Below are 24,056 nucleotides of genomic sequence, written 5' to 3' on the forward strand. Positions count from 1 at the left end.
AAAAGGCTCAAACAGATTACATATTTTAGCAATATTTTCCTTTCAAAGTAGCATAAAACATTTAACAGCCTGCCCCAATAGTTTAAGTACATTTCTTCACAATCTTTATAATGATATTAACATAAATATCCAATAAAAAATCATCTCACCTCTAAAGAATAGAGGTGAGATGATTTTAATCAAACTTTATTATAAATAATCAATCTTTTTTACAAAGCTACATTAAAATAAAACTTTCACTTTCATCGTTCCAATCCAGTGTTAGGACGATATTATATAATCTTCGCGATATGAATCAATTCCTCCTTTGCTTCATACAAAAAAACATAAAAAAAAAGACCATCAGTCATGAACTGCCCCGTAAATGTTAGACACCAACTAACATTTACGGGGTGTTTTTATGTCTAAATATACAGTAGAAGTTAAATTACAAGCGGTGGAACGCTATTTAACTGGAAACGAAAGCTATCAAACTATTGCAGAAAGCATTGGCGTAGCTAAATCTCAAGTCATTACTTGGGTGAAATTATTTGAAGCACAGGGTGAAAAAGGGTTTAAGAAAGGCTATACAAGCTACTCATCTGGGTTTAAACTAGACGTACTTAATTTTATGAACGAAACAGGTGCGTCTTTTCTAGAAACGGCAAGCAAATTTAATATTTCTTCTCCGAGTACTATTTATCAGTGGGAGGAGTTGCTTAAGACAAAAGGATTGGACGCGCTAAAAACAAAGAAAAAGAGGCGTCCATCCATGAAAAAGGAAACCAAATCGAATGACAAAAAAACAACTCCAGTTGAAGGATCTATGGAAGCTCTACGAGCTGAAAATGAACGTTTGCGTATGGAGAATGCCTACTTAAAAAAGTTGAAAGCTTTAGTTCACGAACAAGAAAAATTACAAACAAAATCAAAGCGCAAGTAATTTTTGAACTAAAGAAACATTATGAAGTCGTGGATTTAGTTCAAGTCGCTGACATTCCACGCAGTACTTATTACTACTGGGAAAAACGATTGAATCAAGTAGATAAATATGAAACAGTAAAAGAAGCGATCAAGATCATTTATCACGAACATAAGGGTCGTTATGGCTACCGCCGCATCACGAAAGAACTGAAGAAATACGGATTTAGGTATGACCCGAAGACCATCAATCGCTTAATGAATGAAATCGGTTTAAAATGTGAGGTCCGTATGAAGAAGTATCGCTCTTATAAAGGAAACGTTGGGAAAATCGCTCCTAATGTATTACAACGTGATTTTAAGGCGGAGAAAATGAATCAAAAATGGGTAACAGACGTGACCGAATTCCATCTCTTTGGAGAAAAACGTTATCTATCACCTGTTCTAGATTTATGTAACGGTGAAATTATCGCATATAAAGTCATGAATCGACCGGTCTATCAACTTGTAGGAGATATGTTAGACGAAGCTGTTCAGCGCCTCCAGCCAGGAGACGAAGTCATCCTTCATTCTGATCAAGGCTGGCATTATCAAATGAAAAAATATCAACAGACATTACAAGCACATCAAATTACGCAGAGTATGTCTCGTAAAGGGAACTGTTTAGATAACGCAGTCGTTGAAAATTTCTTTGGCCTATTAAAGTCTGAACTGCTTTATTTACAAGAGTTTGAGAGCATGGAGCATTTTGAAAAGGAATTAGAAGAATATATGGAGTATTATAATCACAAGCGAATGAAGGCAAAATTAAAAGACTTGAGCCCGGTAGAATACCGAACTCAGTTCTTAGAAGCAGCCTAAATTATTTGTCTAACTTTATTGGGTCACATCAGTCAATTTGGTCTTTTCATTATTATCTTTAATTGACATCTATAACCTAATAAAAACTTCTGTACCATCTTTTGCTTTGACATCAACGATTTCGAGCCCTCTATGCCTTTTCATTTCTTTCACAATTTCTTTGAGTTCCTTTTTATCTAGTTGCGGAATCGTAAATAGCATTTCTTTTTCCTTCTTATTCTCCACCGTCCACTTGTTTATCATTTTATTCAATAATTGTGAAGAAAGTATAGTAATGCCTATGTTTAGTATCATATAAGGAACAGGAATCGAGAGTCGTACATTTTTTGATTTTACTTTTACGTTTAGCATATGAGCACTCTATTCAATCGTAACGGAAATTGTATCACCATTTGCAGACTTGATATCAACAATTTGTCCGTCTAATTCATTTTCGATTGCATCCAGAATTAAGCTGATATCGATGTCTTTTACGTACTTTTCTGATTGTGGAATACTTGAAGCAATATTGTGTCCGGCCAACAATACAACTTTTACAAGCTTAATTGGCAAATTGACAGTGACGTTATCATTTTCAGCTGATACAACTCGTACTTTTAATGTTTTGTCTGCATATACAGGTGGTTTTGGTGAAGATGCGGTTCCAGATTCTCGTGCTTTTAACACTTGAATAAGCTCGGAAGCCTTCGCTGCATCCACTTTCCCTTCCTGTACCATTGTTAATACTTTTTCAATTTCTGCATTCATCTCTAATTCCCCCTATTCATCTTTTAAAAGTCTAATCGCTTCTTCCGAAGTTATTTCTCCGTTTTCTAACATTGCAATTACCTTTTTCTCATCCACATCGTTTTTCTTCTTTGTTTCGAATCCTAGGGAGCTAACAACCTCATTTAGTTTGCCTCGAACCGTTGGATAGGAAATTCCAAGTTCTTTTTCAACTTCCTTAATATTGCCACGACATGTTAGAAATACTTCGACAAATCGAAGTTGTTCATTTGATAGGGAAGCCAATTTGGATAATTCGAATTCATTTTCAATTGTTGTGTGACAGTGAGTGCAATGCAACTTCGTGATTTTTAATGTTTCACTACAGACAGGACAATGACTAATAACTTGATAGGCCATAATATCTTTTAAGTCCCTCCTCTTATTTGTATTCATCATATATCACCACAATAACAAAATCAATATTTAAATTAAATAATTAAATTAAATTAATTTAAATACTAAATAATATTAATTCATTTATAAATAATATAATTTTCAATAAAAAAAAGGGTGTAGAATGAGTCAAAATTGACTTATTCTACACCCTTCTTTTCGGTATATACTTTACAAGATAAATTTCGCTCATATATTAAGGACTTTTTTAAAGCAATTGATCGTTTACAGAGCCTTATTTTTAGTTTATGAATTATTTTTATCAAACATGGAATATCTTCCATAAAAAACGAGCAAACCCCATATCAACAGGGCTTGCTCGTCTATGATTATAAAACCTTCTCTAAAAACTCTTTCGCGCGAACGGATTTTGGCTCTGTGAAAAACTGTGCTGGTGGCGTATCTTCCACAAGCTGACCACCATCTAGGAATAGAATACGATCCGCTACTTCACGAGCGAAGTTCATTTCATGCGTTACAATGACCATCGTCATACCTGATTCAGCAAGTGACTTCATTACCTCAAGTACTTCCTTTACCATCTCTGGATCAAGCGCTGACGTTGGTTCATCAAATAGCATAACAGATGGATTCATCGCTAATGCACGCGCAATCGCTACACGTTGCTTTTGTCCACCTGATAGGCGGTTTGGATATGCATCCCGTTTCTCATAAAGACCAACCTGACGTAGAAGCTCATCTGCTTTTGCAATTGCTTCTGTTTTCGAAATCCCCTGCACATTTCTTGGTGCATACGTAATGTTCTCAAGCACAGTTTTATGCGGGAACAAGTAGAAATGCTGGAACACCATTCCGACATTTTCACGTACCTTCATAATATTTGTGCTCTTATCTGTTACAACATCGTTTCCTATCGTAATAACGCCTTTCGTTGGTTCCTCTAATAAGTTTATACAACGTAAAAACGTTGACTTTCCCGAACCCGATGGACCAATAATAGCGATTACTTCTTTTTCTTTTATTTCAGTTGAAATCCCTTTTAACACTTCATTTTGTCCGAATGATTTATGCAAGTCTTCTACTTTAATCACTTCTTCTCATCCTCTTTTCTAGCATTTTACCAAGGAAGGTTAAAATGAGCGTCATAATATAATAAATCACACCGGCAACTATTAAGGCCTCTAAATAATGGTAATTAGAACCACCAACAACGGTTGCACGGCGCATAATATCTAGCGCCCCGATTACCGTTACAATCGCAGATTCCTTATTTAATGTAATGAATTCATTCATTAATGCAGGCATAATGTTCTTCATGGCCTGTGGTAAAATAATATCCTTCATCATTTTTGCGTATGGAATACCTAATGCAAGTGATGCCTCCTGCTGGCCTTTATCAACCGCATTAATACCACCTCGAATAACCTCAGAAATATACGCACCTGAGTTTAAACCAAATGCAATAATAGCAGCTGGCATTGGATCAATTTGAATATCAAATAATTGAGGAATCGCATAGAAAATAAGCATTAATTGTAATACAAGCGGTGTTCCTCTAAAAATAGATGTATAAAAATCTGCTAGTAAACGTAATACAGTTATTTTCCCAATTTTACAAAGTGCTAGTAAAATACCGAGCACAAGACCCATGATAGTAGCTCCAATAACTATTTGAAGCGTGACACCTATTCCTTTTAAAATATAAGGAATAGAGGGAACGACTGCTGTGAAATCTAACACATCGTTGCCCTCCTTTCTTTTCAAGCTATTATGTTCAAATTCGCCACGTCGTTTATACGTCTGCTGAATCAATTACGACTCGGCATAATTACGTCCAGATTTTGAATCGTGCTTCCACGATTAAATTCTTTCAAAATCTGTGATATCCGTCCTGAGGCTTTCACTTCTTTTAGCGGGTGTTTGGACACCCAATGAAAAAGCCTAAATCTTGTATTCATTTCTCCACCTTTAGAGGTGAGAAACTTCTGCTCCTGCGCAAGCTCGTCGCAAAAAAAAACATCTGCTCCTGCGCAAGCTCGTCGCAAAAAAACATTTGCTGTATGAAGTTAATGTTATTCTGCTTCTACAACAAACCATTTCTGTCTTAATTCTTCAATCTTGCCGTTATCGATTAACTCTTGAATTGCTTCGTCAAATTGTGCTTTTAATTCGCTTCCCTCTGGGAATACAGCTGCTTTATAGTCAGCATCATCTATTGCTACTGGGAAGAAAGCTAAATCGTCATTACGTTTAACATAGTTTTCAGCTACGATATCTTCAATGATTGCAGCATCAAATCGTTTCGTCATTAAGTCTTGGAAAACTTCTGGAATTAAGTTACGGCTTTCAATTGTCATATCTACAGTTTTTGCCACTTCATTAGCAAGATCTTCTTGGATGGAAGATACTTGTACACCAACTGTTTTACCTGCTAAATCTTCAACTGTTTGAATACCACTATCTTTTTTAGTTACAACCATTTGAACTGTTTCGTTATAAGCAATAGAAAAGTCTACTACTTTATCCCGCTCCGGTGTTGGGCTCATTCCAGCTAGTACGAAGTCTACTTTTCCGGCTTGTATAGACGGGATTAAGCTGTTAAAGTCGATATTTTCAATTTTAATTTCATATCCTAATTTTTCACCGATTAATTTTGCAAGGTCTACGTCAAACCCGATAATGTCTTCACTAACTGCAGTGTCAACATATTCGAATGGTGGGTAGTCTGCAGATGTACCCATAACTAATACTTTTTTATCTTCTGTGTTTGTACCTTCACTACCTGTTTTTTCTTCTTTGTCCTTTGTACCACATGCTGCTAAAACAGCAATTACTAGCACTAACATCAACATAAATAATTTATTTTTCATGATTTTACTCCTTTGTAATTTGTATTTCTTTCATATAACGAATGATTGCCTTTTCAAGCATCTCTAAACCATCGTCGATTTGTTCCTTAGTTATAGTTAACGGTGGAATCATGCGAATGACTTCGCCTTCATTGCCACATAGATAAAAAAGCACGCCTTCTTCTAATGCATAGTCAAGAATTTTCATTACGGCTTGTCCATCAAACTCACCAGTTAGAGGATTTGAAATTTCAATTCCAATCATTAAACCAACCGAGCGAATGTCGCTAATAATAGGATAGTTCCCTTGAAGCTCTTTTAAACGCTCGGCCGCGTAAGCTCCAACAACTTTTGAGTTCTCCACAAGTTTTTCCTCTTGAAGTATTTCTAAAGTTGTTAACGCAACTGAACACGCAATAGGATTTCCCCCGAAAGTCGTACCATGCATTCCTAATGGCCATTTTTTCATTAATTCCTTAGAAGCAACTGTCGCACTTAGTGGTAAGCCTGATGCTATACCTTTTGCAATCGCCATAATGTCTGGCGTTACGTCGAAGTATTGTGCAGCAAACCATTCGCCTGTACGTCCAAAGCCCGTTTGCACTTCGTCAAAAATTAACAAAATACCATGCTCATCACAAATTTCTCGAATTTTCTTTACCCATGCTTTTGGAGGAATAATGTACCCTCCTTCACCTAGGACTGGCTCTAAAATAATACATGCCACTTCCTCAGGAGTAACTTGGTGTTTGAAAAGTCGTTTGAAATCCTTCTCTAGCTGTTCTACACAGTAAACTTCAGGATCCACTCCCTCAGGACTGCCTTTTTCGTCAGCATAAGGAATTTGGTAAGACAAATGCGAGGGCTGTAAAAACTTACGATATTTACTTTTCGATGTCGTCACACCTAATGCACCTAGTGAACGACCGTGAAAACAACCGGTAAAAGAAACAACATATGGGCGTTGTGTCACGAATTTCGCGAGTTTCAATGCACCTTCCACTGCCTCCGTTCCACTATTTGCGAAGAAGAAGCAATCTAAATTCCCTGGTAAAACCTCGCCAAGATTTTTTGCTAGCTTTAAAATCGATTCGTACATAATGACACCTGATGGGCCATGAACAAGTTGATCTGCTGCATCCTTAATGCTTTGCACGATCTTTGGGTGACGGTGCCCTGTATTGGCTACCGCAATCCCAGATGTAAAATCCAAATACGTCTTACCGTCTACTCCATAGTAGTAGCAGCCTTCTTCCTTCACAATCGGAATATTTGGATGATCTTTTGCCATACTTGGAGCTAAATAATCTCCCATATTTTCATATAATTCCAACCAGTTACTCATGCTGTTCACACTCACTTTTCTACAAGTTATTACAATGACTACAGATACACACTATTTAGGAAGTTAGTAAATGCATAAATCATCTACTATCTACGAAAAATTTATTAACATTGATTTAATATAAGCCTATACGTATAAATATTCAACAGGAAATTTCATGAATTTTAAAGTTTAAATTGCATGAAGTTTCAGAAATAAATTACACTCTTGTGTCGAAATAAGTTCTAAACATATTTTGGACTTACAACAAGGAAGTATACTCAAATGTTTTCCAAACCTTACATACTTCTAAACTTTGATTCTCCTAATAAGTACGCAAAGTCTACTGCCCTGTCTAGCCACTTTATGAATGGAAAGCATACTATAGCAGTATGAAAAATAGGAGGGAAATCCAATGTCTAATGCTTATTTAGATTTATTAGCTAATTTTGGAATTGGAGGTGCACATCCTGGCGGATTCAATCTAACCCAATCTATATGGAAAGATATAAACATACACCCAACTGAATCAGTGCTAGAAATAGGTTGTGGAACGGGACAGACAGCAGCATTCTTAGCTGAAAGATTTAATTGTCTAGTGACTGCAATAGATAATCATCCAATAATGGTAGAAAAAGCGAGGGAAAGATTTAAAAACAATGAAAGCACTGTTAAAGTGATCGAAGGAGACGTACAAAGTTTGCATTTTGTAGATCATTCCTTCGATTTTATTATAGCCGAGTCCGTTATCGTCTTTACTGATATTTCAAAGACGTTACATGAACTTTCCAGAGTTTTAAAAAGGGACGGGAAATTGTTTATGATCGAAATGACCGCTGAACAACATTTGACAGAAGACTTAAAAGGAAAAATATCTAGCCTATACGGTATCCATGAAATTTTAAATGAAGAAGAGTGGATAGAACGGTTACAGCAGGCGGGATTCGCTCAGATTGACTTAATAAATACTCCATCTGAACTTGTTCAAAGTGAAATAGATGACATGAATCAATCAGAAAAAATTGATAGGAATCTCTTCGATTTATGGGAGGAACATAATCGTTTTATACTTCATAACCATCATGTAATTGGATTTCGTGCATTTAGATGCCATGTAAAATAATTCGCACCGTTTATTTATTAATTGGAAAGTCAGACCCAGCTATTATTTCTTTAGATGATTTGGAATATAGCTCATTGAGACGAAAAGGACCTCGATTCTTCTGGAAGGTATTAACAATCTGATAACCTATATAATAACCAATCCATTTAGGTAATGGACTTCTGTCTTTGCCGAATAAAAAATGATGATGATTTTTAACACCTTTTACATCTAACGAAGGGATAAAGTGTTCTTTCCATAATTCAACAGCATCTCTCAATGAATAGAGATTTGACCATGGACCTAACCATTTTTCACCATATAAGTCCTTGACCGCATATTCCCCAAGACCCTCAATAATTAGTGAATCCTTCAGAGAGATTTTTTCAGGAGATAAATCCAAATAGCTTAGTCTGCAAACATGGTTATATTCATGTGCTAATAAAGCCTTTATTTCTTCTCTTGCTAGTTCAGTTGATAAAAATAAAAATAGTGCCTTTCTATAAGCTACCCCATTTTTATTAGGTATTTGCTCTCCAAATTTGGAACTTACTTTTTTTATAGGAAAAATATAAATGGGAACCTTTGGGCCATCCCATAATCTTCTGAGCATTTTATATTCTTCTTTCACAACTTGCCAAACATTTTGTGTTTCCATTTCTTTTACTTTATCTTTTAAGGTCAACCATTCATTTGGATCAAATAATCCGTGTCTTAGGAGTTCATATTGACATGCTTGAGAGTTTATATTAGGAAATAATTTCATGATTGGATCACTAATTATCTCACGTTGTATGAGTGATACCCCTTTTCCCGACTGTTTCTCACATAGTTCAACAAATTTATAAAGCCAATTCTGAGTTTGAATTACCGGCATATTTCTCATCCTTTTTCATTATTTTCTTCTATCATATGTTTTGGATTCCTCTTTGTTTGTTGAAACTTGAAATTATCACCATTCTTTTATTCTCTAGACAATTGTCTATTATGCAATATTATCAACCGCATATGTTAATAGAACATACATGTATGTAAATAGTCTTGAAAGGAGGATGAAAATGAATCAAGCGGCATTATATAACCAATGTTGTAGATATCATGGGAAAAGAGTGAGAATTACTTGTCGAGATGGTAGTGTTCATGTAGGGGAGATTACTAGAATTAGTAGAAATATGGTTTGGATTAGACCAGATGATAATCATGGTGGTTATGGTTTAGGATTCTTCGGATTTGGAGGTTTTGGATTTGGATTTGGCATAGCACTTGGAGCCATTACCGGAATCGCCCTGGCTTCAGCATTTTTTTGGTAAAACAAATAATATTCCATTCAAATTAATTTCACAATGTCAGAACAAATATCTTCCACCCATAAGGATGAACTTCCCATTAACTTATATATTGAAAAGGGAATGGGTTATCAAAGATACTCAGTTCCCTTTTTATTATTACGAATTACCGCTTTCCTCGCTCCAATTGATGATTTTTGCGTCCAAAATACTGACTTCTCCTAAACTCAAAATATGAGGTATATATACAAACATTCCAAAATTGTTCCCATTTTTATGTTCTTCTTCAAAATATGTTACGGTATCATTCGGGATATGAGTTAATTCATTGAAACTTTCTATATCAATGAATTTAATATCGTTACTATCTATTTCTGCAGATGGACCTTTGTCATTTTCTTTTAGATATAAATAGACTGCATTTTTATTATTCATTAGATTTTTAGTTGGTATTTTGTAAAATAATATATTCGTCTTAATATTTACACCAACCGTTTTTAGTGCTCGATATACATGATGAGGATGAAGTGGCAAAAAAAAGATTACGTCATTCCACAAGCAATCTAGTTTGGGAATTCTGCGCTCCAGAAGTTTCTCGCGATCAGGATGTGTTCGATACTTCTTTGCATACGCTTGATAAAGTTCTTCATCCATCTCTTTCAAACTATTTAAAGATATCAACTTGTCATTCATCATTTTATTTGGAACCATATGATAGACATAATCCATAACATCTTTCCCCCTAGCAAAAGGTTCATAGCTCATATAATTCACTTAGAATAGATATTTTAAGAATCGAATTATCATTCTTGGTACAAAAATTAACATGTTCCAAAGTAATTCTCCAATAATTGAATCACGAACCTCAGCGAGAAATCCTTCTTTCTCTCTCTTTTTCTTTTGTTTCATGCCTTATATTTCTCCATCTCAATAGTGAATGTTTTGCCAATTAAGTATGTTACTAATGGCTATGTGGGAATATTATCCAGTCTCAAAAAATTTGGTGTAAGTTTACATATGAATTTTTTCATTAACAGTTCCCTAACAACAACTAGTCTTGTCAATAAATCGATTTTTTAAGACAAATAAATATAGTTTACAAGATTCTGACATTGTAATATAATTTAGATTATTATAGCCATTAGAGAGTGTGTTTAATTTGGGTTACGGAGAAGTACGTGTAAGACAACAAAGTATTGTGTTAATCGGTTTTATGGGCGTTGGAAAAACAACAATTGGTGAACTTGTTGCCCAAAAATTATACCGTGACTTTATCGATATTGATAAAGAAATTGAAAAAGAATTTATGATGTCTACAACTGATATTTTTAAGATACATGGTGAAGAAGTATTCCGTAATTATGAAAAAGAGATGATTCAAACATTTACCAAGCAGAAGTTGAAAATCATTTCTATTGGTGGTGGCGCATATATGCAGTCAGAAGTACGTGAAGCTTGTCTGACAAACTGTACCGTCTTTTACCTAGATGTGTCATGGGAAGAGTGGAAGGAGCGGCTTGATATTTTGATTGACAGCCGTCCTATTTTGCAAAGTCGGAATATTGATGAGATTGAAGAACTATTTCTCGAGCGACAAGGAGCATATTCACTTAACAATTCAACATTAACAGTGAACAATCAATCACCCGAAGAAGTAGCCGATCATATTGTTGAATCATTAAAACTTGCCTGGGATATATATGAGCCACACTAATGGGAAGCCGAACCGGAAAAATAGTCCAGTTCGGCTTTTTTATAATTCCACTTTTTCCTGAGCTTTTATCTTAGGACTTCAGGCTGAACAAGGCCCACCCTGAAGCATATGGCTACCTTTATCATGCCCAAGGTAGTTTTCCACTTCTTTCGCTGCTACAATTAGACTGTCTACATCCATCCACACACCACTAAATTTAAGTGATGTGCCAAAATTATTTATGCTAATGCTTGCGTTAAATCTTCTAATAAATCTTCCACGTCTTCAATACCAACTGAAATTCGTACAAGCCCATCTGTAATGCCTAATTCCAAACGCCGCTCTCGAGGAATGGATGCATGTGTCATCCTTGCTGGAACCGAGATTAAGCTCTCCACTGCTCCTAAACTTTCTGCTAGAGTAAAATAACGAAGCTTTGCTAGAAGTTCATCTGCTTTTTCCCCACTGCCTACATCAAAAGAAATCATCCCACCAAAACCAGTCGTTTGTTTTTTCATCAGTTCATGGCCTGGATGATCAACTAAACCTGGATAATATACTTTTTCAACTGCTGCATGATTATTTAAAAACTCTGCAATCCGTTTAGCATTTAAGTGATGCTCTTCCATACGAAGGCCAAGCGTTTTTATTCCACGCATTAATAACCAAGAATCTTGAGGTCCGAGCACTGCTCCTACTGAGTTTTGCACAAAATGTAAATCAGTTGCAAGTTGCTCAGAGTTCACTACAACTAGCCCAGCTACCACATCACTATGTCCTCCAATATATTTTGTCGCACTATGCACAACAATATCAGCGCCAAGTTCAATTGGCTGTTGGAAATAAGGTGTCATAAATGTATTATCTACAATTGAGAGTAACCCTTTTTCTTTTGCAAGCTTCGCAATTGCTTCTATATCTGTAATTTTTAATAAAGGATTCGTCGGTGTTTCTAGAAAAATAGCTATCGTATTTTCTAAAATAGCAGCTTCGACTTTCGATACATCGCTCGTATCTACAAATGTTGCTTCAATGCCGAAACGATTTAATACTTTTGTAATGACACGGTATGTACCACCGTATACATCATCCGTTAAAATGACGTGATCGCCTTTACTAAAAAGCATCATAATAGAGCTTGTAGCTGCCATTCCGGAAGCAAAAGCAAATCCTGCTACGCCACCTTCTAATTCACTAATCAATACTTCTAACGCATAACGAGTAGGATTTCCAGTACGTGAATATTCATATCCTTTGAATTTACCGACTGCTTCTTGTTTATACGTACTCACTTGGTAAATGGGTGTCGTCACAGCACCTGTTGCTTCGTCACCAACAATTCCCGCATGAATTAGCTTCGTTTTTGCACGCATTTTTTAATTCTCCTCCTTTTCAAATTCGCCTTGGCGTATTTGCGTCCAGATTTTTATCGAGCTTACTCGATAACTTCATCTAAAAAATCTGTGACATCCGCCAGAGGCTTTAACTAAATTTAGTTGAATAATTCGTATACATTCTGACTTAAATAGCGTTCGCTCGAATCAGGGAAAATCGTAACAATATGACTTCCTTTTTTCGCAGTTTTCGCTTCCTTTAGTGCGGCGGAAAAAGCTGCACCCGATGAGCTTCCTACTAGCAAACCTTCTTCTTTTGCTAACGCACGTAATTGAGCAAAAGCCTCTTCATCACTTATTGTATGGATCGTATCAAAATACGATTGGTCCATAAAGGTTGGTATGAATTCCATTCCAATCCCTTCCGTCACATGTGTACCTGCAGCTCCTCCATTTAAAATGGATCCCACTGGCTCTACTATCACGGTTTTAATATCTTCTTTTTGTTCTTTTAGGAATGAAGCTGTCCCCATAAATGTTCCACCCGATCCAGCACCAGCAACAAACACATCAATTTGTCCATCTAAATCACGCCATAATTCTGGACCAAGTGTTTTTGAATACGTAGCAGGATTTGCTGGATTTGAAAATTGAGATGGTGAAAAAGCATTTGGAATTTCAACAACTAGTTGCCTTGCTTTCTCAATGGCCCCTTGCATGCCAAGTGCAGTATGTGTATTCACTACTTCTGCTCCTAAAGCTCGCATCAAGGTTTGTTTCTCTTCACTAAACTTTTTAGGAACGACAAAAATCACTTTATATCCTCGTCCGATTGCAGCAAGTGCGATCCCGATTCCTGTATTCCCTGCAGTTGGCTCAATAATGGTTCCACCAGGTACAAGTTTTCCAGACTTCTCAGCATCTTCGATTAATGACAAGCCCAGACGATCCTTCACACTACCTCCTGGATTTAAATACTCAAGCTTCGCAAAAATTCGGCAATCATTAGGAACCTTTATATGAGTAATTTCCACAACAGGTGTATTCCCTATTAATTCTTGTACATTACTAAATATGTTCATTTACAATTCCTCTTTATAAATTTGTCGCCATTCATCTTTTTTCGCAAGCATTTCAGCAGCAATCTCCTTTGCTCCTTCTAAGCTATGGCTTGCTGCCCATCCACATTGCACTTCATTACATGCTGGAACCTCTGTTGCTTCTAACACATCTTGTAATGTCTTTTCAACAATCTCTAAAATCTCTTCATAGTTTTCATGATTGATAACCGATAAATAGAAACCAGTTTGACATCCCATTGGACTAATATCTACTACTTGCTCTGTATGATTGCGAATATTTTCTGCCATTAAATGCTCTAATGAATGCAGTCCAGGCATTTCCATATGTTCTTTGTTCGGCTGTTTAAAACGTATATCATATTTGTAAATTTCATCACCCCGAATGCCTTGTTTTGTTCCAGCTAAACGAATAAAAGGTGCTGCTACTTTCGTATGATCTAAGTTAAAGCTTTCTACATTCATTTTTTTCATTTGTATCGCTCCTTATTTTTTTGTCGCATCCATTAACCAAACAAAATCATTCATCTTTGTAAACTTTACTTTAAATCCTGCATTATCAAACAACCTCGTCAGTATTGGGATTGTCGTATAATATTCTCGCTCTAAGTCATCCGCCACGTTATGGAAACCGCGATTTCTTTCTTTTTCAATTTGTGCTTGCTTTGCTTCTTCTGTAATAAAAGCAGTATCCGCAAATACAACTTTTCCGTTTGACGGAAGCAGCTTTGCATAAGCCTTCAACGCTTCTCCTTTTTCTTCATCCGTTAGATGATGAAAAACATATGAGCTAACAATTGCATCTATATTTTCATTAACTACACTATATTCGAGTAAATCCCCATCTATTATTTTTATAGAAGGAAATCGGTTTGAAGTATGCTGACGCATCTTCGTATTTGGTTCAATACCGATAACCGAAAAACCTGATTCAATTAGCTTTGCTGTTAAATTTCCAGTACCTGTACCAAATTCTATAACGGTACCAGAAACACGTTCTGCTACTTCATTTAAAATTGTTTCATAACTGTCAAATACATCACGATACTCAGGATCTTTTCCAGAAACAGATGCATCGTAAGTGTGTGCCCATTCATCAAAAATGTCGACAAATTCTCTACCCATCATCTAACCCCTTTTATAAACATATTATTCCTAGTTGATTACTTTGCTTTAGGCTTAATACTAATAGTTATATCATATGGAGGAAAATTGTCAAATAAAAAAACGCAAGACACCAGGATTCTTGGCAGAAAATAAATAAAAGAGTTTCTCCTCAATTTTGGAGAAACTCTTTATGATTCATGATATTGGAAAGAAAAGAGGGATGACAATCTGTAATGGAATACCGGCTTTCAAAAAGTCAAAAAACTTATATCCACCCGCTGTCATTACTAATGCATTTGTCGGTGATGCAACTGGAGTTGCAAAAACCATACTAGAAGAAACTGCGATGGCGATTAAAAACGTATACTAATTTTCAAGCTTATATACAGCATTTATTGCATCCCAATCTAGGGGTCTAGCCATACTGTTTTCAACTCGCTCTAGAGGCTTAAACCCGTATTGTGCATATAGCGAATGTGCATCTCTTGTACCTAGGTGAAAATTTGTTCCTTTCAATCTTGGATGTTCAGTTATAATACCCATCAACCATTTGCTAAGGCCACGTCCTCTGTAATCTGAAAGTACAAAAACATCACCTAACCAAGAGTATCTAACAAGGTCAGATACCACACGTGCAAAACCAATTTGTTTCGTTGGCCCTTTAGTTGGATCTCCATCAAAAATACCATAACAAAGGATAGAATTTTCGATTGATGCTATAACTAATTCCCTTGAAATACCCTTAAGCCAATAAGATTCCTCACTAAGAAACTTATATATGACTTCCACATCCAACAAACTTTTATCGGTACTAATGAAAAATCCATCTTTACTAAAGAATTCAGCTTGTTCTTTCTCTAACATTTCCTTTGTCCCCCATTAGCTGTGTGATTTTTATTCTGTTGAGTTAATTTCATAGATAGTACTTTGTCATTAAAATGCGAGCATTTATCACTTTGTTGATTGAAGCGGCTGGCGGTGACTCCAGCGGGATGAGTAAGACAGATAAGCCATCACAAACGACGAGTGAGCTGTGGTGATGGCTTATCGCTCACCTCGCGGAAAGCGTCCGCCTATAGCGGAAATCAACTAATTAAATACAAACTCATGATTTCTGAAAATTCTATTTTAATAGTAGCTTATATACCATATAATTGTAAATGATATCCTTATCGTACAGTCTATCCAAAAGAAAAGGAGACTCCATGAAAGATAAGTAAATTAGAATAATTACAGGAGGAACTAATTATGACACTATTAAATCGTTTAAAGCCAGGAGATAAAATCGGAATATATTCCCCTTCGTCACCTATTACTTATTCTTCACCGAAACGATACGAAAGGGCTAAGTCCTTTTTAGAATCTAAAGGCTTTGAAATCGTAGAAGGAAATCTAACGGGCAAGCATGACCTATATCGTGCTGGAACGATTCAGGAACGCGCAAACGAATTAAACGAGTTTATAAGAAATCCTGATATTCGTTGCATTATATCTACAATTGGGGGAACTAATTCTAATGCACTTCTGCCGTATATTGATTATGAAGCTTTTAAGAAGGATCCAAAAATCATGATTGGCTATTCGGATGCTACAGCGATATTGCTAGGAATTTATGCACAAACAGGAATACCGACGTTTTATGGACCGGCATTAGTCCCTTCCTTTGGAGAATTTGAACCGTTTCTTCATTTTACATACGATTATTTCCGTGACATGTTAATAATTGAACAACAGATCCCTCTTACTGTTCCCATACCTCCTTACTGGACGGATGAGCCTCTCAATTGGGAAGTCAAAACAGTGGATAAGCAAAAGAGACTAAATGATTGGATCTGTGTAAATGAAGGTTCTGCACAAGGAAGATTAATTGGTGGCAATCTAAATGCAATGTATGGTTTTTGGGGAAGTCCGTATATGCCTGCTATACGGGATGGGGACATTTTTTTTATAGAAGATACGATGAAAACAGCATCGGTTGTTGAAAAGAATTTTAACCTACTAAAAGTAAATGGTGTATTCGATCGTGTGTCTGGTATTATCTTAGGAAAACATGAACTATTTGATGATCAAGGAACTGGCAGAAAGCCGTCTGATATTTTAGTGGAAACGATTGGCGAAACATCTATTCCGATTCTTGCGGACTTTGATTGTTGTCATACGCACCCAATGTTGACAATGCCAATTGGACGAAATGTAAAACTGGATGCAACGAACAAAGAAGTAACCATTATGGAGCAATGGATAAAATGATAAATGTTAAGGACATTCAAGCAGTTTTCATAGATCGAGATGGTACGATTGGTGGTACTGGGCATTTTATTCACCCAAAGGATTTCAAACCTTATGACTTTTGTAAAGATGCCTTTCAATTACTGCAGGACCATGGAATTAAAACCTTCGCATTCACGAATCAACATCGAATAAGCCGAAAAGAAGCTTCCATTCAGGAGTTTTTAGAGGAGTTTAGTTCTTATGGATTTGATGATGCATTTATTTGTCCACATAGTGAAAATGATGTATGTGGATGTCATAAACCTAGACCTGGAATGTTATTAGAGGCTGCTCGTATTCATAACTTAGATTTAAAAAAGTGTGTGGTAATTGGAGATGTTGGATCGACTGATATGCTGGCAGCTCATGCAGTTGGAGCGATGAAAATATTAGTGCTAACTGGTTGGGGTAAAAGTTCCTTACAGCAATGTCGAGATGCTTGGAAAAACGTCGAACCTGATTATATTGCAGAAAACCTATTGGAAGCTATTCGGTGGCTGTTGAAAAAGCAGGGAGGAATCTAATTCTCCCTACTTTTTTTTACGCTTCTATATAGTAATGGTAATGTTGCGAGTACACTTTCCTGTGTTACGAGTATGTGAGTAATAGTTGCGAATCTCCACTTAACATTGCTAGTAAAGCACCATATCTTGTACAATTGGAGATAGGTCATTTTCAATAAAGAAATATACGTTATCTTTTTCTAAAGAGATAATCCAGGATGTTTACCTTTATCTAGCGGATTCCGATTATAGTCTGTTTTCACAATCCTTAAAGAGTTCTTCCGATATTTTCTTCCCATTCTTCTCTTAATAAACCCATACGAATAGAATCGTAGTAAACACCATTGTAGAAACGACATTTGCGGAGCCTTGCCTCCATCGTCATCCCTAATTTTTCACCAACCTTGATCATTCGTTCATTTCCGGACCAAGTGGTGTAACCTACACGTACAAGTGGTAATTCAGTGAATAAATGCGAAATCCACATTCGAATTGCTTCCGTTCCAATGCCACCACTCCAATAGGCTGGATCATAAATGACAATCCCCATCTCTAGCCAGAGCGATTCCTCGTGTTCCCAGTAGTAGCAAAGAGAACCAACCAATTTTCCCTCGACAAAGATGCCCCAGAGATCCTCTTGATTTATATATTGATCTTTTCTCTCTAAAAATTGCTCTAATGTCTTTGGCTCATATGGGAAATATGGAGCATCCCACTTTTTCCATTCAGGTGCTTCTTCTTTTGCACTTAACTCCCAAAGTCGGATTAATTCTTCTTCTATTACCGGTTTTATGGTTACTTGTCCCATTTTCATGACCCCCGTCCTACTTGCATAATATAATTTTATCACAGTATTGATTCTATTTACCGTTCCTAAAAACATCATAGTGTGGTAAGTTGTTATACAACAAAAACATTTTTAGAAAAAGGAGTGCTACACAAGTGGGTGGAAATCAGCAATTACAACGTGGTTTAGAACAACGGCATATCACCTTAATGTCTTTAGGTGCAGCAATTGGAGTTGGATTATTTTTAGGATCCGCAACAGCCATCCAATTAGCAGGACCTGCAATATTAATTTCATACATAGTTGGCGGTTTAGCTATTTTTATTATTATGCGTGCGCTTGGAGAAATGGCAGTACATAATCCTGTCTCTGGTTCATTTAGTAGATACGCAAAAGATTACCTAGGACCTCTTGCCGGTTATATAACTGGATGGAATTATTGGTTTTTATGGGTTGTTACTTGTATGGCAGAAATTACAGCAGTAGGCGTTTACATGCAAATGTGGTATCCAGATACACCTCCTTGGATATGGGCATTAGCAGCACTTGTTGTGATGACATTAGTAAACTTAATCGCTGTGAAAGCATATGGTGAATTTGAGTTTTGGTTCGCTCTCATTAAAATTGTCGCAATCTTGGCAATGATTTTCGTGGGACTTGGTGTCATTCTTTTTGGAATAGGTAATGGAGGAATAGCTGTCGGTATAAGCAATCTCTGGTCAAATGGTGGTTTTGCACCAAATGGGATTACAGGAATTTTCATGTCTTTGCAAATGGTCATGTTTGCTTATTTAGGTGTAGAAATGATTGGGGTAACTGCAGGGGAAGCAAAAAATCCAAAAACGGTTATTCCTCGAGCAATTGATACTGTTTTTTGGCGCATTTTACTTTTTTATGTTGGCGCTTTATTTGTCATCATGTCTATCTATCCATGGAACGAAGTCGGTAATGACGGAAGCCCCTTCGTCTTAATGTTTGAGAAAATTGGGATTGGGCCAGCTGCTGGCATTATTAATTTCGTTGTATTGACTGCAGCACTATCTAGTTGTAATAGTGGAATTTTTAGCACTGGGCGTATGTTATTTAATTTAGCAGAACAAAAGCAAGCCCCAGCTTCCTTTAAAAAAATAAGTGGAACAGGCGTGCCTTCTAAAGCCATCGTCTTCTCCGCATTTTTATTATTAGTAGGCGTCGTATTAAATTATCTAGTTCCCGAAAAAGTATTTATATGGGTAACGAGTATTTCTACATTTGGTGCAGTTTGGACGTGGGGAATTATTTTATTATCCCAATTAAAATTCCGTAAAACTCTGTCCAAAGGAGAAATTTCAAGGTTATCATATAAAGCAATATTCTATCCATTTGGATCGTATATAGCACTTGCCTTTTTAGTATTAGTTTTAGGGCTCATGGCGTACTTCCCTGATACACGAATCGCGTTAATCGTTGGCCCAATATGGATTATTGGTTTAGTATTTGTATACTATAAAAAGGGATATCATAAAAGATAAATATCGACAAAAATTGCGCAATTACTCGGAGTGATTGATCGATTGTCAGAGGTAATTATCCGATTTTCTCGAGTAATTAATCGATTGTTTGAAGAAATTATCCGATTATTACTATTTATTATCCGATTCAACAAAAAAGCTCTTCATTTCACTCGCGAAATGAAGGGCTTTTCCATTTTTTTAAATATATTTCTCAAACCATCCAGTGATTTGTTCTAATCGTGTTTGACGTAAATTTGGTAATCCCACTCTAGACAAATTATGATCAGATTGCGGGAATCGGACAAAGCTTGTTTCTTTTCCCATTGCTTTTAGCGTAATGTACAACTGTTGCCCTTGTTCAATTGGACAACGGTAGTCATTTTCACTATGCAGAATTAGCAATGGTGTTTCCACATTAGAAGCATATTTTAATGGGGATGCATCCCACAACTTATTAATATCCGTCATATCCGCTCCAATTTGCCAAGGTGTGAAGTAATACCCAATGTCAGAAACACCGTAAAAACTAATCCAGTTAGAAATAGAACGCTGTGTTACTGCTGCTTTAAAACGATTGGTATGACCGACAATCCAGTTCGTCATAAATCCACCGTAGCTTCCTCCCGTAACTCCAAGACGATCTTGATCAATCCACTCGTTTTCTGCCAACGCATAATCGAGACCTGCCATAATATCTTCATAGTCTCCTCCACCGTAATCCCCACGTACCGCATCGACAAATTGTTGACTATACGAATGACTTCCACGTGGATTTACATATAATACGCCGTATCCTTTTGCCGCTAATAACTGCAACTCGTGGAAAAAGGTATTTGCGTACATTGTATGTGGTCCACCATGAACCTCCACAATTAACGGGTACTTCTTACCTTCTTCAAACCCAGCTGGCTTCATTAGCCAACCGTGAACGTCCCAGTCTTCCGCACCTTTATATACAATCGCAGTTGGTTCGACAAGTTCTACTTCTTCTAATAACACATCATTAAAATGTGTTAGTGCAATTCTTTCACCAGTCGCCAAATTTAGCTTAAATAATTCCCCGGGAAATATTGCATTACTTATTGTCGCAAGAGCGAATGTTCCAGACTCATCGATGTCGTATCCGTACACATGCTCATTATCTGGTGTTGCCGGGAACAATTCTCCTTCTAACGATGCAAAATATAGTCGAACATCGCCCATCGAAGATAATTGGAAATACAAATGATTGCCCTTTGTCCATACCACATCAGGCGCACTTGCCCCTTGCTGAACATCTCCACCAGAGTAATCTCCAACTGGTGCATCAATCCCTTCTGTTAACACTTGAGTAAATCCAGTACTCACCTCATATACATATACTTCTGCATGCGTTGCATTTTGGAAGGTTCGAGGCATTCCACCAAATGCTATATATTGATCATCCTTTGAAAATGTCGCTCCACCAAAATAACCATCTTCATCGATAATAACTTTTTCTTTTTTTGTTTCCACATCTACTAATATCATTGGTTGGTGGAATGAAAAATCTTGATTTTCATCACGATTAACACCAATGACAAGTTTCTCCCCATCATGAGAAATCGCTTGCAAACTATGATGGAAATTTCCTTTTGTAAATTGTGTGATCTCTTCCGAGGAAATATCAATCCATCCAATTTGTTTGTATGTATCTTTTGGTAGTAGACCAGCACCATCAGCATGGTATTTCATCTTCTCAACTACATACGCTTCTGGTAATTTCTTTTCGTCTTTTTCCACTTTATCCGTCCAACTTTTCCCTTCTTTTAATGAAGCATCGAACCAAACTTTTTTGCCACATGGTGACCAAATAAAACTAGTAATACCTTTTTCCACATTCGTCAGTTTTTTAGCTTCTCCGCCACTAGTAGGGAGAACATAGATTTGATTTTCCTCATCACGATTCGACAAAAATGCAACGTGTTTCCCGTCTGCGGACCATTGTGGAGAAGATATGCGATCTTTACTATAAGTCCATTGTGTCACTAATTCAGTTTCTAAATTTACATGATGTAAATACGCATAGTATTTATTATCCTTCTCATTCATTTCGGTACGAATAAACACAGCTTCTTTCCCGTTTGGTGCAATTACCGGGTTTGTAATAGAATGTAGTTTAAATAAATCTGTCGCTTCTAATTTCCTCTTTGGCATTAATAAATTCCTCTCTTTCCATATCACTCTATCATTTATTTCGACACTCGAAATCATTTCCCTGCTCACTCTTAAAATATAACAGAAAAATAAATTCAAAAAAATAGATATACTAGATATAACACTAAGTGAATGCAACATCCACCCATTTGAACACGACAAAATGCAAAAAAAGAGGACGAGTCAAGAGTCAATTTCAATGACCTATTGAGACATCCTCTTTATCTATTACTAAACTGTTTGGGCTTTTAATGAACGGCGTAATATTTTACCTGTTGTATTTTTAGGTAATTCCTCTAAGAACTCTATACGTTTCGGGATCTTAAATTTTGCAAGTTTTTCTGAACAGAAGGATTGTATTTGTTCCTCTGTTAAGGAAGCATCCTTCTTCACCACGAATGCTAATACTTCTTCTCCAAAATTAGGATCCGGAACTCCAATAACTGCTGCTTCTATAACGCCTGGATGTCCAAATAAAACTTCTTCCACTTCACGCGGGTATACATTGTATCCTCCAACTATAATCGTATCTTTCTTGCGATCGACAATGAAGAAATAGCCTTCTTCGTCTTGTCTTGCAAGGTCTCCTGTGTATAGCCAACCATCACGAATGGCATTTTCGGTTTCTTCTGGCATTTTGTAATAGCCCTTCATTACATTAGGTCCTCGAACGATTAGCTCTCCAACTTCCCCTACGGGAACTTCTTCCCCGAGCTCGTTCACTACTTTATTTTCTACATTCACAATGTTCGTTCCAATAGAACCAGGTTTACGATCACGATCGATTGGATTAAAGCATGTGACCGGAGATGCTTCTGATAAACCATATCCTTCTGAGATACGTACATGGAATTTATCCTCAAAATTATGAAGTAATGCTACCGGTAAGGAAGAACCTCCAGAAATCGCTAAACGAATCGTAGAAAAGTCCTCCACATTTCCTTCAGGGAATTGATATAAGAAATTGTACATGGTAGGTACACCAGCAAATATAGTTGCTTTGTGTTCTTTCGCAATCTTAAAAACGTCCTGGGGACTAAATCTTGGAACTAATAAAATTGTTGCCCCCATTAATAAAGGCGCATTGACAACAACCGTCAGTGCAAACACATGGAATACTGGAAGCGTTGCGATAACCCGATCATCTGTACTAATCGTTAAATATTCTGCAACGTCCCGAGCGTTCGAGTAAATATTATTAAATGTCAGCATTGCACCTTTTGGATGACCAGTCGTACCAGATGTATACAAAATGACAGCATTATCATCTGGTGACACCTCTACTGGCGAAGTATTTGGCTCGGTGGTAGAGATTAACAATGTAAACGATTTCACTTTTGCTTTTAAAGCATTTGGAAGTGCGGCTAATTTTTCCGCAGTCGCTTCGTCGGTCTCACAAATGACATAATTTTCAACCGATGAAAAAACACCTGCTGCTTTTTCTACTAAAGGAAGAAAAGCATCTAGTGCTATAATTGCTTTTGCATCACTATTTTTTATGATATAGCTAATTTCCTCTGGTGTGTAAATTGGATTAATTGGAACGGCAGTTGCTCCTATACGCATCGTTGCATAAAGAGAAATAAGAAAATGAGGAGAATTTCCAAGTAAAAACCCTACATGATCCCCTTTTACGATTCCCAATGAATGCAGTGCCGTTGCAAAACGTTCAACAGATTGATCAAATTCTGCATACGTCGTATTTTTCCCCATAAAATGATAGGCGATCTTATCTGGATTTTGCAACGCCCTTTGTTGAACATGTGTCACTAAACTCATATTCCCATCTCCCGTCTCTTTTTTTGAATGAATAGTCATTCATAATTCCCTGTATTTATTATATAAGAAAAATTTTGATTATTCAATATAAAAGAAGGTTCCAAAAAAATAACGAGTTCGGTTTTGGATTATAAAATTTAATAATACATTATAATGAGGAGTCCAATTAGCAGTATAATTAGCAATCTTTCATCACTCGAACCGAAAGATATTGCATATCTCATTTTGGAAGTGAACGATAATGCCACGATCACCCTTATTCAACACATTTGAAGAAGGTTGTCTATCTTGGAAAGACCGAATAAAAACAACAAAAGCAATGGAGACCAATTCCATTGCTTTTTCTGTTGCTAATCTAATGTTAAAGCCTTTATATATTTTATATGTTAAA

The 24,056-nt window shown here is 36.5% G+C and carries 25 protein-coding genes; 8 read left to right on the top strand and 17 right to left on the bottom strand.

The window, feature by feature from the left end; genetic code table 11:
* Positions 1 to 400: 400 nt before the first annotated feature.
* A protein-coding gene (locus tag MHH81_RS15885; protein WP_340920239.1) for an IS3 family transposase occupies positions 401 to 1,761 on the top strand; the annotation gives its coding sequence in 2 pieces (ribosomal slippage) (positions 401 to 857 and positions 857 to 1,761; 1,362 coding nt in all).
* A gap of 69 nt (positions 1,762 to 1,830) precedes the next feature.
* Here the strand turns inward: MHH81_RS15885 and MHH81_RS15890 are convergent.
* The 7 genes from MHH81_RS15890 to MHH81_RS15920 all read right to left on the bottom strand — a co-directional run bounded on the left by MHH81_RS15890 (position 1,831) and on the right by MHH81_RS15920 (position 7,077).
* Positions 1,831 to 2,112, bottom strand: coding sequence for a hypothetical protein (locus MHH81_RS15890; RefSeq protein WP_340922980.1), 282 nt, complete (start codon positions 2,110 to 2,112; stop codon positions 1,831 to 1,833).
* A 9-nt stretch (positions 2,113 to 2,121) separates the two neighbouring features.
* Entirely contained in the window at positions 2,122 to 2,508 is a 387-nt protein-coding gene (locus MHH81_RS15895; protein WP_340922983.1) for an SHOCT-like domain-containing protein, read from the bottom strand.
* A 12-nt stretch (positions 2,509 to 2,520) separates the two neighbouring features.
* Positions 2,521 to 2,886, bottom strand: a complete 366-nt coding sequence (locus tag MHH81_RS15900; RefSeq protein WP_340925284.1) for a DUF2089 domain-containing protein — start codon at positions 2,884 to 2,886, stop codon at positions 2,521 to 2,523.
* 365 nt (positions 2,887 to 3,251) lie between these two features.
* Complete coding sequence (locus tag MHH81_RS15905; RefSeq protein WP_340922986.1) at positions 3,252 to 3,974, bottom strand: amino acid ABC transporter ATP-binding protein; 723 nt, start codon at positions 3,972 to 3,974, stop codon at positions 3,252 to 3,254.
* Positions 3,967 to 4,623, bottom strand: a complete 657-nt coding sequence (locus MHH81_RS15910; protein WP_340922989.1) for an amino acid ABC transporter permease — start codon at positions 4,621 to 4,623, stop codon at positions 3,967 to 3,969. Before MHH81_RS15910 ends, MHH81_RS15905 begins: the two co-directional genes overlap by 8 nt.
* A 332-nt stretch (positions 4,624 to 4,955) precedes the next feature.
* The gene (locus MHH81_RS15915; RefSeq protein WP_340922992.1) at positions 4,956 to 5,753 is read right to left on the bottom strand and encodes a transporter substrate-binding domain-containing protein; all 798 of its coding nucleotides are present in this window, start codon (positions 5,751 to 5,753) and stop codon (positions 4,956 to 4,958) included.
* Between the two features lie 4 nt (positions 5,754 to 5,757).
* The gene (locus tag MHH81_RS15920) at positions 5,758 to 7,077 is read right to left on the bottom strand and encodes an aspartate aminotransferase family protein (RefSeq protein WP_340922994.1); all 1,320 of its coding nucleotides are present in this window, start codon (positions 7,075 to 7,077) and stop codon (positions 5,758 to 5,760) included.
* 394 nt (positions 7,078 to 7,471) lie between these two features.
* On the opposite strand from MHH81_RS15920, the gene MHH81_RS15925 reads away from it, so the two are divergent.
* Positions 7,472 to 8,179 carry a class I SAM-dependent methyltransferase gene (locus MHH81_RS15925; protein ID WP_340922997.1) on the top strand — a complete coding sequence of 236 codons (708 nt, stop codon included), beginning with the start codon at positions 7,472 to 7,474 and terminating at the stop codon, positions 8,177 to 8,179.
* 10 nt (positions 8,180 to 8,189) lie between these two features.
* On the opposite strand, the gene MHH81_RS15930 is transcribed toward MHH81_RS15925, so the two are convergent.
* Entirely contained in the window at positions 8,190 to 8,924 is a 735-nt protein-coding gene (locus MHH81_RS15930) for a DUF2268 domain-containing protein (RefSeq protein ID WP_340923001.1), read from the bottom strand.
* A gap of 292 nt (positions 8,925 to 9,216) precedes the next feature.
* Between MHH81_RS15930 and MHH81_RS15935 the strand changes: the two genes are divergently transcribed.
* A complete protein-coding gene (locus tag MHH81_RS15935) occupies positions 9,217 to 9,468 on the top strand; it encodes a hypothetical protein (RefSeq protein ID WP_340923003.1) in 252 nt (83 codons plus the stop codon).
* Between the two features lie 135 nt (positions 9,469 to 9,603).
* Here MHH81_RS15935 and MHH81_RS15940 read toward each other — a convergent pair whose 3' ends face one another.
* Entirely contained in the window at positions 9,604 to 10,173 is a 570-nt protein-coding gene (locus MHH81_RS15940) for a group-specific protein (protein ID WP_340923006.1), read from the bottom strand.
* Positions 10,174 to 10,657: 484 nt separating this feature from the next.
* On the opposite strand from MHH81_RS15940, the gene MHH81_RS15945 reads away from it, so the two are divergent.
* Positions 10,658 to 11,158, top strand: coding sequence for a shikimate kinase (locus tag MHH81_RS15945; protein WP_340925286.1), 501 nt, complete (start codon positions 10,658 to 10,660; stop codon positions 11,156 to 11,158).
* Between the two features lie 218 nt (positions 11,159 to 11,376).
* Here the strand turns inward: MHH81_RS15945 and MHH81_RS15950 are convergent, their stop codons facing one another.
* The 4 genes from MHH81_RS15950 to MHH81_RS15965 form a co-directional block, all read right to left on the bottom strand.
* A complete protein-coding gene (locus tag MHH81_RS15950; protein ID WP_340923009.1) occupies positions 11,377 to 12,510 on the bottom strand; it encodes a bifunctional cystathionine gamma-lyase/homocysteine desulfhydrase in 1,134 nt (377 codons plus the stop codon).
* Positions 12,511 to 12,629: 119 nt separating this feature from the next.
* Positions 12,630 to 13,553 carry a cysteine synthase A gene (cysK, locus tag MHH81_RS15955; protein WP_340923011.1) on the bottom strand — a complete coding sequence of 308 codons (924 nt, stop codon included), beginning with the start codon at positions 13,551 to 13,553 and terminating at the stop codon, positions 12,630 to 12,632.
* A complete protein-coding gene (locus tag MHH81_RS15960) occupies positions 13,554 to 14,024 on the bottom strand; it encodes an S-ribosylhomocysteine lyase (RefSeq protein ID WP_340923013.1) in 471 nt (156 codons plus the stop codon). It abuts the gene before it with no gap.
* Between the two features lie 12 nt (positions 14,025 to 14,036).
* A complete protein-coding gene (locus MHH81_RS15965) occupies positions 14,037 to 14,675 on the bottom strand; it encodes a class I SAM-dependent methyltransferase (protein WP_340925287.1) in 639 nt (212 codons plus the stop codon).
* A gap of 172 nt (positions 14,676 to 14,847) precedes the next feature.
* On the opposite strand from MHH81_RS15965, the gene MHH81_RS21395 reads away from it, so the two are divergent.
* Positions 14,848 to 15,027 carry a hypothetical protein gene (locus tag MHH81_RS21395; protein ID WP_445678101.1) on the top strand — a complete coding sequence of 60 codons (180 nt, stop codon included), beginning with the start codon at positions 14,848 to 14,850 and terminating at the stop codon, positions 15,025 to 15,027.
* On the opposite strand, the gene MHH81_RS15975 is transcribed toward MHH81_RS21395, so the two are convergent.
* The gene (locus MHH81_RS15975; RefSeq protein WP_445678102.1) at positions 15,024 to 15,521 is read right to left on the bottom strand and encodes a GNAT family N-acetyltransferase; all 498 of its coding nucleotides are present in this window, start codon (positions 15,519 to 15,521) and stop codon (positions 15,024 to 15,026) included. The two genes, MHH81_RS21395 and MHH81_RS15975, sit on opposite strands and share 4 nt — an antisense overlap.
* Before the next feature lie 384 nt (positions 15,522 to 15,905).
* On the opposite strand from MHH81_RS15975, the gene MHH81_RS15980 reads away from it, so the two are divergent.
* Both MHH81_RS15980 and MHH81_RS15985 read left to right on the top strand, forming a co-directional pair.
* Entirely contained in the window at positions 15,906 to 16,907 is a 1,002-nt protein-coding gene (locus MHH81_RS15980; RefSeq protein ID WP_340923016.1) for a S66 family peptidase, read from the top strand.
* Complete coding sequence (locus MHH81_RS15985; protein WP_340923018.1) at positions 16,904 to 17,452, top strand: HAD-IIIA family hydrolase; 549 nt, start codon at positions 16,904 to 16,906, stop codon at positions 17,450 to 17,452. Before MHH81_RS15980 ends, MHH81_RS15985 begins: the two co-directional genes overlap by 4 nt.
* Before the next feature lie 247 nt (positions 17,453 to 17,699).
* On the opposite strand, the gene MHH81_RS15990 is transcribed toward MHH81_RS15985, so the two are convergent.
* Positions 17,700 to 18,245, bottom strand: a complete 546-nt coding sequence (locus tag MHH81_RS15990) for a GNAT family N-acetyltransferase (RefSeq protein ID WP_340923020.1) — start codon at positions 18,243 to 18,245, stop codon at positions 17,700 to 17,702.
* A gap of 128 nt (positions 18,246 to 18,373) precedes the next feature.
* On the opposite strand from MHH81_RS15990, the gene MHH81_RS15995 reads away from it, so the two are divergent.
* The gene (locus MHH81_RS15995) at positions 18,374 to 19,729 is read left to right on the top strand and encodes an amino acid permease (RefSeq protein ID WP_340923023.1); all 1,356 of its coding nucleotides are present in this window, start codon (positions 18,374 to 18,376) and stop codon (positions 19,727 to 19,729) included.
* Between the two features lie 180 nt (positions 19,730 to 19,909).
* On the opposite strand, the gene MHH81_RS16000 is transcribed toward MHH81_RS15995, so the two are convergent.
* Positions 19,910 to 21,886 (bottom strand): S9 family peptidase, encoded by a 1,977-nt coding sequence (locus tag MHH81_RS16000; protein ID WP_340923025.1) that lies wholly within the window; start codon positions 21,884 to 21,886, stop codon positions 19,910 to 19,912.
* Positions 21,887 to 22,117: 231 nt separating this feature from the next.
* Positions 22,118 to 23,665 carry a fatty acid--CoA ligase family protein gene (locus MHH81_RS16005; protein ID WP_340923027.1) on the bottom strand — a complete coding sequence of 516 codons (1,548 nt, stop codon included), beginning with the start codon at positions 23,663 to 23,665 and terminating at the stop codon, positions 22,118 to 22,120.
* Positions 23,666 to 24,056: the final 391 nt, after the last annotated feature.

The organism is Psychrobacillus sp. FSL H8-0484 (assembly GCF_038005325.1).
Taxonomy (GTDB): domain Bacteria; phylum Bacillota; class Bacilli; order Bacillales_A; family Planococcaceae; genus Psychrobacillus.